General features: G+C 28.4%; 13 protein-coding genes. All 13 read right to left on the reverse strand.

Going from position 1 to position 15,298, the window contains the following annotated elements; genetic code table 11:
- Positions 1–11: 11 nt before the first annotated feature.
- The 13 genes from cps2T to P8F83_RS13865 all read right to left on the reverse strand — a co-directional run bounded on the left by cps2T (position 12) and on the right by P8F83_RS13865 (position 15,254).
- A complete protein-coding gene (gene cps2T / locus P8F83_RS13805) occupies positions 12–1,175 on the reverse strand; it encodes a beta 1-4 rhamnosyltransferase Cps2T (RefSeq protein ID WP_326511607.1) in 1,164 nt (387 codons plus the stop codon).
- Between the two features lie 30 nt (positions 1,176–1,205).
- Complete coding sequence (locus tag P8F83_RS13810; protein ID WP_326511608.1) at positions 1,206–1,886, reverse strand: sugar transferase; 681 nt, start codon at positions 1,884–1,886, stop codon at positions 1,206–1,208.
- 119 nt (positions 1,887–2,005) lie between these two features.
- Positions 2,006–2,767 carry a tyrosine-protein phosphatase gene (locus P8F83_RS13815; RefSeq protein WP_326511609.1) on the reverse strand — a complete coding sequence of 254 codons (762 nt, stop codon included), beginning with the start codon at positions 2,765–2,767 and terminating at the stop codon, positions 2,006–2,008.
- 8 nt (positions 2,768–2,775) lie between these two features.
- Positions 2,776–3,480, reverse strand: a complete 705-nt coding sequence (locus P8F83_RS13820; protein ID WP_326511610.1) for a CpsD/CapB family tyrosine-protein kinase — start codon at positions 3,478–3,480, stop codon at positions 2,776–2,778.
- Entirely contained in the window at positions 3,455–4,171 is a 717-nt protein-coding gene (locus P8F83_RS13825; RefSeq protein ID WP_326511611.1) for a YveK family protein, read from the reverse strand. Before P8F83_RS13825 ends, P8F83_RS13820 begins: the two co-directional genes overlap by 26 nt.
- A 672-nt stretch (positions 4,172–4,843) precedes the next feature.
- Complete coding sequence (galU, locus tag P8F83_RS13830; protein ID WP_326511612.1) at positions 4,844–5,707, reverse strand: UTP--glucose-1-phosphate uridylyltransferase GalU; 864 nt, start codon at positions 5,705–5,707, stop codon at positions 4,844–4,846.
- Positions 5,708–5,734: 27 nt separating this feature from the next.
- Positions 5,735–6,721 (reverse strand): UDP-glucose 4-epimerase GalE, encoded by a 987-nt coding sequence (gene galE, locus P8F83_RS13835; protein ID WP_326511613.1) that lies wholly within the window; start codon positions 6,719–6,721, stop codon positions 5,735–5,737.
- Positions 6,722–6,844: 123 nt separating this feature from the next.
- Positions 6,845–8,992, reverse strand: coding sequence for a glucosaminidase domain-containing protein (locus P8F83_RS13840; protein ID WP_326511614.1), 2,148 nt, complete (start codon positions 8,990–8,992; stop codon positions 6,845–6,847).
- Positions 8,993–9,034: 42 nt separating this feature from the next.
- Positions 9,035–10,459, reverse strand: coding sequence for an N-acetylmuramoyl-L-alanine amidase (locus tag P8F83_RS13845; RefSeq protein WP_326511615.1), 1,425 nt, complete (start codon positions 10,457–10,459; stop codon positions 9,035–9,037).
- Positions 10,460–10,773: 314 nt separating this feature from the next.
- Complete coding sequence (locus P8F83_RS13850; protein WP_326511616.1) at positions 10,774–11,850, reverse strand: glycosyltransferase family 4 protein; 1,077 nt, start codon at positions 11,848–11,850, stop codon at positions 10,774–10,776.
- A 12-nt stretch (positions 11,851–11,862) separates the two neighbouring features.
- Positions 11,863–12,765 (reverse strand): glycosyltransferase family 2 protein, encoded by a 903-nt coding sequence (locus P8F83_RS13855; protein ID WP_326511617.1) that lies wholly within the window; start codon positions 12,763–12,765, stop codon positions 11,863–11,865.
- Positions 12,766–12,946: 181 nt separating this feature from the next.
- A complete protein-coding gene (locus P8F83_RS13860; protein WP_326511618.1) occupies positions 12,947–13,846 on the reverse strand; it encodes a glycosyltransferase family 2 protein in 900 nt (299 codons plus the stop codon).
- 28 nt (positions 13,847–13,874) lie between these two features.
- Positions 13,875–15,254 (reverse strand): hypothetical protein, encoded by a 1,380-nt coding sequence (locus tag P8F83_RS13865; RefSeq protein WP_326511619.1) that lies wholly within the window; start codon positions 15,252–15,254, stop codon positions 13,875–13,877.
- Positions 15,255–15,298: the final 44 nt, after the last annotated feature.

The following is a 15,298-nucleotide window of genomic DNA, read 5'->3' on the forward strand; positions in this document are numbered from 1 at the left end:
AACTTTTTAAATTAATGTGTTAAATTCATCCACAAGCTTTCATATTTATATATTATATAATCCCATTCATAGTTTTCAGCAATTCTTTTTTTTGCTTCTTTCGATATATTTAAAATCTCTACTTCTGATAAATGATCCACTTTATTGATTAAATTACTTAACGTATTATTGAACTTATTAAAATATAAAGCACCATTCATAGCTACTTCCTTATTAAATCCAACATCAAGTAAAATATTTAAATCAGTAGTTGCTAATGACTCAAGTAAAGATGGATTGGTCCCTCCAACTTCATGTCCATGTAGATACCCATATGCATTTTCTCTAATCTTTTTTAATAATTCTTGATTATAAACTGTTCCTACAAACTTAATTCTTTTATCTTCATTAAAATTGGTTTTTTGGGTAAGTTGGTTATAAAATTTATTTTTTTCTACATTAGTTATTAACACAAAACTTTTTTTTGTATTTGATTTCATAAATTCAATTAACATTGTTTCATAATTATTTTCTGGAACGAATCTACCGACTGCTAAATAATACTCCGACTTACTAATTTGTTTTTCTTTATACCATTGAAGTAATGACTCATCATTACCTGACAGTTTCGATTTTTGTGTATCAGCACCATACGCTATAAAAGTTGTCTTAGGCTTATATTTTTTGTAATTCTCTTTTATATAATTTTCTATATTTTTAGAATCACAAACCAATATATCAGCATGTTTAACCATTAAATTTTCTGAAAGTTTCCAATACTTTTTTATAACGCAATTCCATTTTCCTCTTTTCCATTCATGACCGTCTGGATTTACTAATAATGTTCCTCCTATTTTTTTTAATTCTTTCTTATATTTGCTTATGAACGGTCCTATTCTACAAGCTAAAATATAAACAATTGCATTTTCTATTTTCTTTGATTTAATATATTTAACACTTTCTTTTAATGCCATAATATCATAATATACAGCCTTAGCAGGACCTATACTAGGAACTTTTACATTAAAACATCTTGCTCCATTATATTCAAACTCTTTAGAATTGTCTGATAAACATGATACATGATACTTTATTTCATTACTTTTTTGTCCTTCAGTTAACTTTTCAACAAATGTCTCAAATCCTCCATAACTTGCTGGTATACCCTTACTTCCTATTATAAATATGTGTCTCATTAAATTACTCCAATTCATATACTTAATTTATTATCTAGCATTCTTATCTCCAAATAAAACAAAAAATGTTTTAAATATAAGTTTTATATCTAACTTTACAGATCTATCCTGTACATATTTTATATCTAACTTCATCCAGTCATCAAAGTCTATGTTATTTCTTCCACTTACTTGCCAGTAACAGGTAAGTCCTGGTTTAACATCTAATCTTCTCATCATCCATGGTTCAAACTCAGCTACCTCTTTAGGTAAGCTAGGTCTGGGTCCTACTAAACTCATCTCTCCCTTAAGTACATTTATAAGCTGCGGTAACTCATCTATACTTGTTTTTCTTATAAACTTTCCTATCTTAGTTATTCTAGGGTCATCCTTCATCTTAAACATAGGACCTGACATCTCATTTTGATGTACTAATTTTTTCTTCAGTTCTTCAGCATTAACTACCATGCTTCTAAACTTATACATCTTAAACTCTTTTCCGCCTTTACCTACTCTTTTTTGAGAAAATATAACTGGTCCTTTAGAATCAAGTTTTATTATGGCCCCTACTATAATAAAAACTGGACTTAAGAATATTATTCCTATAAATGAACAAAATATATCTATAAATCTTTTTACTGAATTATATATAAACTTATTTTCTTTTCTCTCTATATCTAGCTGATTTTCTTTAAGATTTATTTTCTCCCTAAAATTCTCCAATTGCATCATTCTCCCCCCATCTTATTAATTATAAATTTAAAATTAATAATATTTATAAAAATAAATTATTCCTTAGTTTCCCATCTATTATATATAAAGATGGTCATAATTACTTATGACCTCTCTAGTTATTTTCTCTTAAACAGTCCGAAGAAACCTTTCTTCTTCTCTTTTAAATCTTTTATGTCTGGTATGTGTATATCTAATCCTTCTAGTACTTTTTTTTCATTTTCTAATATAAATCCGTATAACTCTGGATTTAAGTCTTCTAATCTTTTTAAAGCTTCTTTTATATCGGTTTTCCTGAAACTGCTATTATGTCCGTCACTACCTACTAGATGAATCATGTTTCTTTTTACTAATTCTTCCCCAAAAGCTTTTTCCGCCTGTCCATGTTTTCCTAATAGTGAGTTAGCGTTAAGTTGTAGTAAGTACCCCTCTTCAATAAAGTCTTCTATCATGTCTATGTTGTTTATAAGTTTAATATTTCTCTCAGGGTGTGCTATTATAGGTTTTACTCCTAATACTGTTAATTCATATAATACATCCATGGAGTATTTAGGTACATCTCTCATAGGAAATTCTATTAACATATATGGACCTTCGTTTATTCCCCATATCTTCTTTTCTTTATAAAGCTCTGGCAAATTCGGATCCATATACACCTCTAATCCGGGTATTATATGTATGTTGCTTTTTTCTCTTAATTCCTTAAGTTTATTAAAATACACTTCTCTATTAGGTTCATATTCTCCTGATAGATAATGAGAGGTGGCACATATATATTTAGTGCCTTCTTTCTCTGCATTTTTTATCATATCTAAGGACATCTTTATGTCCTTAGCTCCATCATCAACTCCATAAATTATGTGTGAATGAAAATCTATCATGTTTCCTCCTATTCTTCTGTATCTGAAGAATAATATCCTTGATACTTCCCATATCCATATCCACCATATCCATATCCTTTAGCATCTTGAGGTATTTTATTTTCTACTACTCCTAATACTTTTCCGCCAACCTTTAAAATACTTTCTTTTGCTCTTAATATAGCATTTTTCTCTGTTACTCCATAGGTAGCAACTAATAGAATCCCATCTAAGGTTGATGCAAGTACGTGTAAGTCTGAAACTACAAGTACTGGAGGTGAATCTAAAAGTATAACATCAAAATAATTTTTAAGATCCTCTAATATCTTCCCCATCTTTTTAGAACCTAATATTTCTGATGGATTAGGTGGAACTGGACCACTAGGTATAAGTCCTAAATTAGGTATATCTACTTTATATATAGCTTCTTCTAATGTACTTTCTTTTAATAATAATGAAGTTAACCCACTAGCGTTAGATATTCCAAATTTCTTGTGAATAGTCGGTTTTCTTAAGTCACAATCTACTAATAATACCTTTTTACCACTTTGAGCTAAACTTACTGCTAGATTAGCTATTATAGTACTCTTTCCTTCTCCTGGTGCACATGAGGTTATCGCAATAATATTAGAATCTTTATCTAACATAGAAAACTGTAGATTTGTTCTTAAAGTTCTATATGCTTCTGCTGAAGAAGACTTAGGATCACTATATGCTATTAGATCTTTTATCACGCTTACCACCTCTTGCTTTCTTTTTTTCTTCTATCATAGGTATAGCCCCTAATACAGGAACTTCTAATAATTTTTCTAATTCATCTGTATCTTTTACTGTATTATCTAGATATTCTATTAAGAATATTACTCCTACAGAAACAAATATTCCAAGTAGTAGCGCTATAGCCATGTTTAGTAATGGTTTAGGTGATACAGGACCGCTAGGTAATAATGCATCGTCTACTAACTGAACATTGTCCACATTTTTAATTTCTTTAGTTACATCTTTTAATGACCTCGCTACCTGATTAGCTATATCTCTAGCTTCATAAGCATCATTAGACTTTACTGTTATAGTTAAAAAATCAGTATCACTACTAGGAGATGCTGTTATCATTCCTAAAAGTGAGTCTACACTTCTGTCAGAGTTTAATTTTTCTATTGTATCTTCAGCTACAGCTCTTGTTTTTACAAATACACTATAGGTTTTAACTAATTTTTGATACATTATAACATCATTGTAAGTCTGATTTGTATTAGCTGAAGATTCTTCTTTATTACTTCCTATAACTACTGAAATGCTTGATTGATATGTAGGCTTAATTAAGAAAAAACTTACTATCGCACTAACAAATACACAGGTCAACGTCACTGATATTATTAGCAACCATCTTTTTTTAAAAATATGTAGATATTCCTTTAATTCCATCTTAGTCCTCCGAATGTTTTTTAAATGTACTGTAAATAAATCATAACATATTACCATATTTGTGTCTATTTTATGAAGCTTTTTATACACAATTGTTTGATGGTGTCGAAACCATCTTTTGGTGTTAATTATTAAACTTTTAATAATCAGACTATAAACTATTATTTGAATCTTACGATAATATATATCTTTAAAGTTTTACCAAATAATTATATAACTTTTTAACAGTTTGTTCAACACTTAGACGAACGTTAATTCTCATTCCAAATAGACATAATTCGACCTATATAATGTATATCGTATACTTATTAAGAAGTATTTATACTTATTCATTTAGTGTTATCATCACTTTTGAATTTATATATTCTCTTTTAAGGAGTTTTTTGATATATTTTCCAATAAAAAAACTATGAATAATTTCTAATTTCTTAAAATTTATTCATAGCTCTAATTTTTGTAAACATTTAACCTATTTATTTGCAAGGATTTTCTATAATCAAATAAAGTTTTTTCTTTTTATGTGCATTGTCGATTTTTGTTTTAATTTAATTTAAATATTTTTCTCATAAATTTTATTATATAAAATTCTCCTCACAAAATTCTCACAAAAATTTATTTACAAAAAAGAAACAATAAGTATTCAAATAGGATAATTATTGTTTCTTTTACTTATTATATTATTTCTTTTAAATACTTTATAAAATCTTCTCTTAAATCTTCTCTTCTTAAAGCATATTCAACTGTTGCTTGTAAGAAACCTAATTTATCTCCTACATCATATCTTTTACCTTCAAAGTTGTATGCATACATAGCTTCTTGAGATATTAAATCCTTAAGTGCATCTGTAAGCTGAATTTCTCCACCTTTACCTGGTTTAGTTTTCTCTAGTATATCGAATATTTGTGGAGTTATTATATATCTTCCTAGTATAGCTACGTTACTAGGAGCTTCTTCTCTAGATGGTTTTTCTACTAGATTTTTTACTTTATATACTCTGTCTTCTATATGTAGCCCGTCAACTATACCATATTTACTTACATTTTCTTCAGTAACAGTTTGCACTCCAAGTATAGATGTCTTATATTCATCATAACAATCCACTAATTGTTTTAAACATGGGTTTTCCTCATTATGAACTATATCATCCCCTAGAAGTACTGCAAAAGGTTCATTGCCTACAAAAGTCTTTGCACAAAGAATTGCGTGTCCTAATCCTTTTGGTTCCTTTTGTCTTATGAAATGTATATCTACCATTCCTGATATATCTCTTACTAAATCTAATAACTCTTGTTTTCCTGATTTCTCAAGTTCCATTTCAAGTTCTATGGATTTATCAAAGTGGTCTTCTATGGACTTCTTATTTCTTCCAGTTATTATTAGTATTTCTTCTATACCTGAAGCTATAGCTTCTTCTATTATATATTGCATAGTTGGTTTATCTACTATAGGAAGCATCTCTTTAGGTAATGCTTTTGTAGCTGGTAAAAATCTTGTTCCAAGTCCCGCTGCAGGAATTATTGCTTTTTTAATTGTCATCTTCTCATCCTTCTTTCTGTTCCTTTATTAATCATTATATCCATTAGGATTATTTGAATGCCATTTCCAAGCAGTTTCTACTATTGTTTCTAAAGTGTTGAACTTAGGTGTCCATCCTAATTCTTTTACAGCTTTATCAGAAGATGCTATAAGTATAGCAGGATCTCCCGCTCTTCTTCCTGTAACTTCTGCTGGTATAGGATGATTAGTTACTTTTCTAACTACTTCTATTACCTCTTTAACTGAAAATCCTGTTCCATTTCCTAAGTTAAATATTCTACTGTCTCCACCTTTAAACAATCTATCTAATGCCAAAGCATGAGCTTCTGCTAAATCTGATACATGAATATAATCTCTAATACAACTTCCATCTGGCGTATTAAAGTCTTCTCCAAATATCATTATCTTTTCTCTTTTACCTAAAGCAACTTGTAATATAAGTGGAATTAAATGAGTTTCCGTCTTATGATCTTCTCCTATATTTCCACTTACATGAGCCCCAGCTACATTGAAATATCTTAAAACAGTATGTTTTATTCCGTAAGCTGTATCACACCACTTAAGAACCTTTTCTACCATAAGTTTAGATTCTCCATAAGCATTAGTTGGGAATGTTTTATCCTCTTCTACTATAGGAGTTTTTTCTACCTCACCATAAGTTGCTGCTGTTGATGAAAATACTATATATTTAACATTATGCTCTTTCATAACTTCTAGTAAGTTTATAGTTCCATATACATTATTATTAAAGTACTTTAATGGTTCTACCATACTTTCTCCTACTAGAGAGTATGCTGCAAAATCTATAACTGCTTCTATTTCGTTTTCATTAAAGACATTATTCAAAAATTTTTTATCTCTTAAATCCCCTTTATATAACTTAACTCCCTTTACTGATTTTTCATGGCCAGTTTCTAAACTATCTACTACTACAACATCTTTCCCTTGTTCTAAAAGATAAGCTACCATATGACTTCCTATATAGCCGGCTCCTCCACATACCAATATTGACATAGTATACCTCCAAATTCAATATATTGTAATTTGATCTCAATATCTGTATTATATCAAATAGACTAATTAAAAAGAATAAAAGTATGACAATTTTACCTTTTTGTCATACTTTTATCTTGATTTCTATTTATACACCGGAATATCAAATACTAACTTAGCATCTGGTATTTGATCAAAACATTTTTTAATATATGCAACCTGATTTGTTGCCCACCTTATATCTGTAGCATATTGATGTGTGCCTGGATTAGCTGGATTCCATCTCATTTTATATAGAGTATCTTGTTTGTAACCAGAATTTATATATGATGATGATATAAATTCAGCTCCTCCATATATTGCTTTATCTATACTTGTCCAACCTTTTGTATAAGCAGTTTGTGATCCGCCCCCATTTGGATCACTATCTACAGCTCCAATCCCAAATAAATTATATACTGTTGTACCATTTACTGAAATCCCTTTTGCTAATTGTGAAGTGCCATTTCCTGTTTCTAACATTGAATGTGCAGCCAAATAAATAGGATTTATATTATATAATCTTGCAGCATCAATAAAAACTTGTCCTTTTCCTGCTAAAACTCCATCTTTACTAAATGAAGAATTAAGTTGTTCAGCAGTTGTTCCATCTACATAGCTTAATTTAAGAAATTGATACTTATTTAAATCGTAATTTCTACTTAATCTAGTATCCAAATTTAACTGAAGCTGATCTTTTATTGTGTTATATACATTCGAATCTCCAAAAAATATTTTTGTAGGAGGATTTATATAATATCCAGCTTGTCCATCTCTTATTTGAGCATATCTCCACTCCCATGAATTCGAATTATTAATCATCTGTAGTGCGGGCTCTTTAGATATTTGTTTATTTAGTATATCTTCAAATGAAATACTATAGTTGGAATATACATAACTTATCGTAGAACTAACTATATCTTGAACAACTCTGACCTGTATACCTTCTATTTTTTTACTTTGTCCTGTTGTTCCTGCAACAGCTCCATCCCTTACCCAATCTTGCCAACCTATATCTTGAACATGAGCTCTATATTCTACATGATATCCTTCCGGTATATTTTGTAATTTTATTTGTATAGCTTCAATTCTCTTATTGTTATCAATAGCTCCTGTAGTAATCCCATTAGATACCCAGTCTAACCATCCTTTATTCTCCAAATGAACCCTATAAGAAACTCCTGAATTACTATTAACCCCTTCTAATGCTATATTTATATTCTCTAAGCGTAATCCTTGCCCAACCGTTCCAGATGTTTCACCATTATAAACTGCTGCCTGCACTCCTCTATCTTGAACAGTTGATTGGTATTTTACATTAATTTTATCTGAAACTATTCTTATTTTTAATGCTTCAATTTTTTTGCTTTGCCCAGTTGTTCCGGCAATCTCTCCATCTCTTACCCAACCTTGCCAGCCTATATCTTGTACATGAGCTTTGTATTCTACATGATATCCTTCTGGAAATCCATTAATTTTAATTTGGATACCTTCAACTCTTCTATCGTTTCCTATAGCTCCTGTAGCAATCCCAGCGGGAACCCAATCTAACCATCCTCTGTTTTCGATATGCACTCTATAAGAAATACTAGCTCCACTAGGAGAATTCCCTAAAGCAATGCTTATATTTTCCAACCTAAGGTTTTCTCCAATTGTTCCTGCAATACCTGCATCTGATACTACTTCTTGGGTTCCAATTCCTTGAACACTAGATTGATATTGTACACTTGCATTATTAGGTTTAATCTCATTATCATTAACTATTCTTAATCTTATTGCCTCAACACGTTTATTTCTTCCTGTAGTTCCAGCTATATCACCATCTCTAACCCAATTTTGCCAACCTATATCTTGAACATGAGTTTGATATTCTATATGATAATTAGCTGGTGCATTTACTAATTGGATTTGTATAGCTTCTACTTGAAGTTCTTTGCCTCTTGTTCCAGAGTATTGACCTCCAGTAACCCACTGACCCCATCCAATGTTCTCAACATGTGTCCTATATCTAATAGACATTGATCCAACTTGATCTTCTAAGTTAATGCTTATTCCTTCAATCTGTAGATTCCTACCTGTTGTTCCTATAACTTGTCCATCATATACAGCTTTTTGGTCTCCAATATTTTCTACATGAGCAGAATATTTTAAACTTACATCTCCAGCTGCTTTTACTTCATGAGACGTAGGCAGAAATAATATTGCTAGAAATCCAACTATTATAGCAATAAATAAATTTTTATTTTTATTCATCATATTACCTCTAATTTATAAATATCTCATAAATATACAGTCTTAAGAACTCATTATCCCTTTCGCAATAGCTTCAGCCACTTTATTTGCATCATATTTCTTCATATCTTCTACATTATCTAGAAAAGCGCACTCTACTAGTACCGATGGAGCTTTAGTATTTGTAATTACGTAATAATTAGCATTTTTAATTCCTCTATTTTTGAATCCTAAAGCAACCAAGTTATTTAATATATTAGTTGCCATAACTTTTGAAGTATCACTATTTACTTGAAAATAAACTTCACTTCCATTTGCATCACTACCATATTTATTAAAATGTATTGATATGAACTTATTTACTTCATTAGAATTAGCAGTGTTTGTACGTTGCTCTAATGAATCTCTTTCACTTGAAGCACTTTCAGGTAATGTATCAATTACTGTATAGTTATTACTCTTTAATATATCTATTACTTTTATCCCAACTTCTTTAGTAAGTTGACTTTCTTGATATAAACCATCAGCCCCTATATCAGGGAATACATTATGACCTATATCTATAGCTATCTTTGGTTTCACATAATTAGCTAACTCTGAATCTTTTACTAGTCTTATCATTAGACCTTCAATTCTTTTTCTTTTTCCAACTACACCCGATATTTCACCATCCTTTACCCATCCCTGCCAACCATATCCTTCGACATATGACGAGTAAATAACATGATATCCTTGAGTATTTCCTTCCAGTTTAACTCTAAATCCTTCTAATCTTAATCCATTGTACTGAGTTCCCATCAATTGTCCAGATGAAACCCAATTTTGCCATCCTATATTCTCTACGTGTCCTTGATAAGATAGTTTCATGTCTGCTGGAGCACCTAACAAATCAACCACTACCCCTTCAACTCTCTTAGAGTATCCTGGAGCTCCTGAAACCTCTCCTTGTGATACTCCATCTTGCCATCCTATATCTTGTACATGAGACTTATAATTAATATTGAGAGAGTTATCTTTTTTAATTTTTATTCTTACCGCTTCTATTCTAAGTGCTTTACCTGTAGTACCAGCAACTTGTCCATCTTTGACCCAATCCATCCAGCCTATATTCTCTACATGCACCTGATATTCAATATGTACCCCTGCTGGTGGATTAACTACCTCAACTTTCAAGGCCTCTACTCTTAAGCACTTTCCTGTAGTTCCAGCTATTTCTCCCCCATTAACCCAATTTTGCCAACCTATATTCTCTACATGTGCTTGATATCTTACATTTAAATTAGTTGGATTATCAATTTTAATTGCTTCTACCCTCAATGCCTTTGCTGTAGTTCCAGACAATTCTCCATTTGCTACATTATTCTGCCATCCTATATTTTGTACATGAGTGGAATACTGAATGCTATACTCTTCACTAGCATACGCCTTCTCACTATTTATACCAATTATAGATAACAATAGTACAATTATAAATATGAATTTTTTCATTTTATTCTATACCTACCCTCCTTTTTATATTTCTACATATTAATTATAACTATCTACATTTTAATTGTCTATAAACTTAATAAAAGACAATATTATACATTTAATTAATTGTCTAGTTCATGTTACATTTAATCAAATAAGTTAGATAGGAGGAGTCATAGAAAAAAATGAGGAGTCCGTTTAACTGCGAACCCCTCCTTACTATATAGTAATTTATTTATTTTTTAAAACACTTAAACTTGAATAAGTCGACTTATTATTATGCTTTATATATAAATCATAACAGAGTTAGTACTATATCTGAACTCTTATACTTAATATAAAAATTTATATATTTTTTTGCATAAACTATCCCATGAAAAATTATCATTAGCATACTTTATTATATTATTATTTAAATTATAATTAATTGTATTTGAATTACAAACACTTAATAGCGCCTCTGCTAAATTGCTATCATTTATATCATCTATTACCTTTCCATATTCACCATTATTAGTAATATCACTAGCTGATAGGATATTTGATGTAATAACATAGCATCCACTTCCTATAGCCTCAGCTAATGCTAAACAAAAGCTTTCATATTTGGAAGTTATACAAAATACTTTTGCTTCATTATATATATCTGATAATTTTTGTTTTTCATTTACTTCGCCACTTACTTCAATATATTTGCTCATCTCAGAATTATCAGATATTTTTTTATTAACTTCCTCCACAAATTCCTTTGTTATTGGCCCTACAAACTTAAGCTTCCATCCTGGAATTTGTTTATATATACTACAAAATGCATTTAATAAAATCTCATTTTGTTTCTCTGGAGCCCCAACTCTTCCAACAAAAAGAATAATATTTTTCTTATTTTTAGTATTAATTTCTTTATCTTGCTTTATGAATCCATTAGGAATATATTCAACCTTTACAGGCCAATTATTATTTAACCACGAATGTAAAGCAATGGTCTCTACACTTATTAAATCTATTTTTTTTAATATTTTATTTGATAAAAAACCAATCTTACTATTTCTTATTGACTCATTAGCATCTAATTTCATAAATACTTTCCCATTAGGTCTTAAAAGTTTATATACCAAAACATATACTAAGTGTATTTTTCTAAAGTGATATAAATTTAAAATATCTATCTTTTTTGAATTTAAAAATAAATATATAATTGAATCTAAGTTCTTATTATTACTTATTTTCTTTAATTTTTCAAGCTTTAATCCCTTAACTTCATTATCCAAATAGTCATATTTATCAGTTTCATAACATATTATACGTGATTCAATCCCGTAATTCTTATGCATTAAATATGGTATATATCCAACATCCTTTGTTAAATGATAATTCATCGCATCGGGAAAAAGTGTATACCATGTTTTCAAAATAACTCACCCTTATAAAATATTTTTTAAAACTGTTTTATAATAATTTAATTCACTAGTATAAGTATTAAACTTCTTAATATATTTATTTCTAAACATATATATAATGGTAAACTTAATATAATGTTCCATGATTTTAACCATTGTCATTAAAATAGCTTCCACTTTGTTTACATTTTTCTTTAAATATTTTATGTTACTCTCTAAAAACACTTTCCTTGAAAATTCAGATACCTTATCTGTACTTGTTCCTTGTAAATGTATAATTCTTGCTTTAGGAAATATGTAATTCTTATAGCCTTTATTCTTAATTGCTAAAGCAAAATCAGTTTCATCAAAATATAAAAAGTATCTTTCATCCATATAACCCACTTCATTAATGAGCTCTTTTCTAAATACAAAATCCGCCCCACAAGGTAAATCAACTTCAATTTTTTCTTTGCTTAAATCAGGCAAATAAAATTTATCTTTTCTAATTTTTGTCGTTCTTATTAATGTATCATATAGTGATGGAAATGAACCTAAACTCATATTTAAATTTAAATCTTTGGTAAAAAGTGCTCCGCCACAAGCCCCTACATTTTTGTCATTTTTCATCTCCTTCAAAATAATAGAAAATGCATCATTTAATAATATTGTATCTGGATTTAATAATGCTATAAATTCACCATTAGCTATTTTAATTCCTCTATTATTTGCTGAATTAAATCCCAGATTAGGAGATTTAATTAATTTAATATTATTATTCAAATCTATAATATTATTTACAATTTCTGTGGTACCATCTGTTGAAGAATTATCTACAACGATTATCTCATAATTTATTTCCAAGGTATTTTTAATAATAGATTCTATACAATTCTTAATATCATCCTTTGAATTATATGTAACAATAATTATTGAAATATCAATCACAAAATTTTCCTCCAAATTTTATATTAAATTTCTTTAAAATAAATTTAAGTATGTAACCTTTTAAATTTAATGTCACTGTAAAGTATAGTACTATCTAAATCATTATGTAAGTTAATAGCAAGTCCATGAAAAACATTCATAAATTACTCTTATATACGTTTCAAGTTCTAATACTTTTATTTTAATAAAAGTATTTCTTTATTTTTATTCCTTCTTTAATACCTGAATATATTGCTTTGGCCTTTTCTCTATTTTTAAATAAGAACTGAATAATTCTTATAAATCTAGTTAAATAGAAATATATATAAGCTCTCAAATATTTTGAATTCCTTACTTTATATCTATACTTTTCCATGAATATTATTTTATTACGCGTTAACCATTTTAAAGTGAAAGGTGAATCTTCACCCCCACTAGAAACACTAACTTTATGATAAATAATTGATTTAGGATTATATACCAATCTATATCCTGCATCAGATACATTTATACAAAACTCAACATCCTCATAATACATAAAATACTCTTCTGGTAAATATCCAACTTTAAGTATTACTTCTGTTTTTATTAACATACAGCATCCAGTAATAAAGCTCACATCTGAAACCTTATTATAATTACCATTATCTTTAATTCCTTTTCCATCGTTTAACCCAACGAAATTAAACCAATCAACATACCCACCGCCATACCAAATTACATCTTTTTGCGGATAATATAATATCTTAGAACCTACAATCCCTATACGTTCTTCTTCATAAAATATAGAAATCATTTGATTTAAAAAGTCTTCTTCAACTATAGTATCATTATTTAATAATAGGATATACTCTGCTCCATTACTAATTGCATACTCAATTCCTATGTTATTACCTTTTGCAAATCCTTCATTTTTATCCGCTTTTAAATATACATATTCTTTATTATTTGAAAGAATACTATCTGAATCATCTGTAGATGCGTTATCTACAACTATAATCCTTAAGTTGTTGTAATTAACTTTTTTCAATGATTTTACACATTCTAATGTATCTTTATAACCATTATAGTTTAACAATATAACATATATCTTTGGTTGCAAAGTAATATCTCCTTATATTTTATTTATATTATTTCACGTATACTTTATTTCTATATATAATACCAATCAGTATAAAATACAAACTAGTCCCCAAGAAACTTATGGCTGATTCTGATAAAAAACACTCAATTAATATACCTATTAGTAAACTAAAAGTAATACAAATAGTATCTTTATCAATAGTTTTACTCTCATAAATTTTTTTTACAAAATATAGATTGTATAATATGTACGCTACAAATCCTACTAATCCTATTTGTCCTAATAAAGTTCCTATAAAACTTTCACCTGAAATAACTTCACTAGAAGGACTTCCAAAAATCTTGGCAAAATTTCCAGACTTTCCAACTCCATTACCTAATATCTTTATATTACTAAAATTATCTATTAAACCATCTATATGATATCCGGTAGAAGTATTCTTTCCGTATGAAGAAATCAATATAAAAGATATAGCTAAAACACCTATTATTCCAATAATTAATGTGAGTTTCTTTTTGTCATAATAAAAATACATCATAAATACAATAAATATTGCCAACAAAAGAATTACACCCTTTGAAATTGTTAGTATTATTGCTAATAATAGTATAGTACATAATATATATTTAATCACTTTTTTGCCATTGTATTTTAAGAAGGTAATAACTAATGAAAAAAATAAAAAATGACCAGTTGATAAAGCTTCTCCAAAAATTGATACTAACCTTCTTACTGGATAATTTACTATGAAACTTAAATCATATGTATAGAAACTCCCCATAATCCCATTCTGTGACCAATCTTCAATTCCTTTATTTCTAAAATAATTTTCACTTCCTATATACTTCCAAAAATTATCTCCTAAAAAAAACAATTCAATTATACCAAAAATAGCGATAAATATACCTACATAAGTCATAACTTCATAAAACTTATTTAAGGATTTATTATTAATGTTTATTTGTTTTCCATATATCATACAAATTACTGGTAATAAAAGTTGCCTTATACACACTATTTTAGCTGTAAAAGTTGCATCTGACATAAAAAATGAAATTATTATAACTATAGCATAAGCAATTGCCAACATATCTATTTTTTCTATTTTTTGTTTACGCTTAACAATATACGTAAAAAATATGGATAAGTATAGTAAAGCTTCTTTCATAATAGTAATCAATTTTGTATCTGTTGCTGTTAAATTTGAACTGAAAATTATCATAATAATATTTTGTAAAACAATTAATATTATGAGAAATTTAAGAGATCTATAATCATTAGTGTAACTATAATAAAAAACAAGTGCTGATAAAATACAAATTGATACAATAGGATAATTCATTATTAATCCCATAAGTATAGATAGTATTACTAAAGAATATATTGCAGCTTTTTTATTATTTTTCATTATATTTATAATATTCATTTTTCACCTCATAATATTTTCTAAAACTTAATTTTTATAAACTA

Origin of the sequence: Clostridium intestinale, from assembly GCF_035905475.1 — a bacterium.
GTDB classification, from domain to species: domain Bacteria; phylum Bacillota; class Clostridia; order Clostridiales; family Clostridiaceae; genus Clostridium_T; species Clostridium_T intestinale.

Bases quoted from the DNA above. Each gene is read 5' to 3' on its own strand.
- cps2T (WP_326511607.1), bottom strand. From the start codon at position 1,175: ATGAGACACATATTTATAATAGGAAGTAAGGGTATACCAGCAAGTTAT.
- P8F83_RS13810 (WP_326511608.1), bottom strand. From the start codon at position 1,886: ATGATGCAATTGGAGAATTTTAGGGAGAAAATAAATCTTAAAGAAAAT.
- P8F83_RS13815 (WP_326511609.1), bottom strand. From the start codon at position 2,767: ATGATAGATTTTCATTCACACATAATTTATGGAGTTGATGATGGAGCT.
- P8F83_RS13825 (WP_326511611.1), bottom strand. From the start codon at position 4,171: ATGGAATTAAAGGAATATCTACATATTTTTAAAAAAAGATGGTTGCTA.
- galU (WP_326511612.1), bottom strand. From the start codon at position 5,707: ATGACAATTAAAAAAGCAATAATTCCTGCAGCGGGACTTGGAACAAGA.
- galE (WP_326511613.1), bottom strand. From the start codon at position 6,721: ATGTCAATATTGGTATGTGGAGGAGCCGGCTATATAGGAAGTCATATG.
- P8F83_RS13840 (WP_326511614.1), bottom strand. From the start codon at position 8,992: ATGAATAAAAATAAAAATTTATTTATTGCTATAATAGTTGGATTTCTA.
- P8F83_RS13845 (WP_326511615.1), bottom strand. From the start codon at position 10,459: ATGAAAAAATTCATATTTATAATTGTACTATTGTTATCTATAATTGGT.
- P8F83_RS13865 (WP_326511619.1), bottom strand. From the start codon at position 15,254: ATGAATATTATAAATATAATGAAAAATAATAAAAAAGCTGCAATATAT.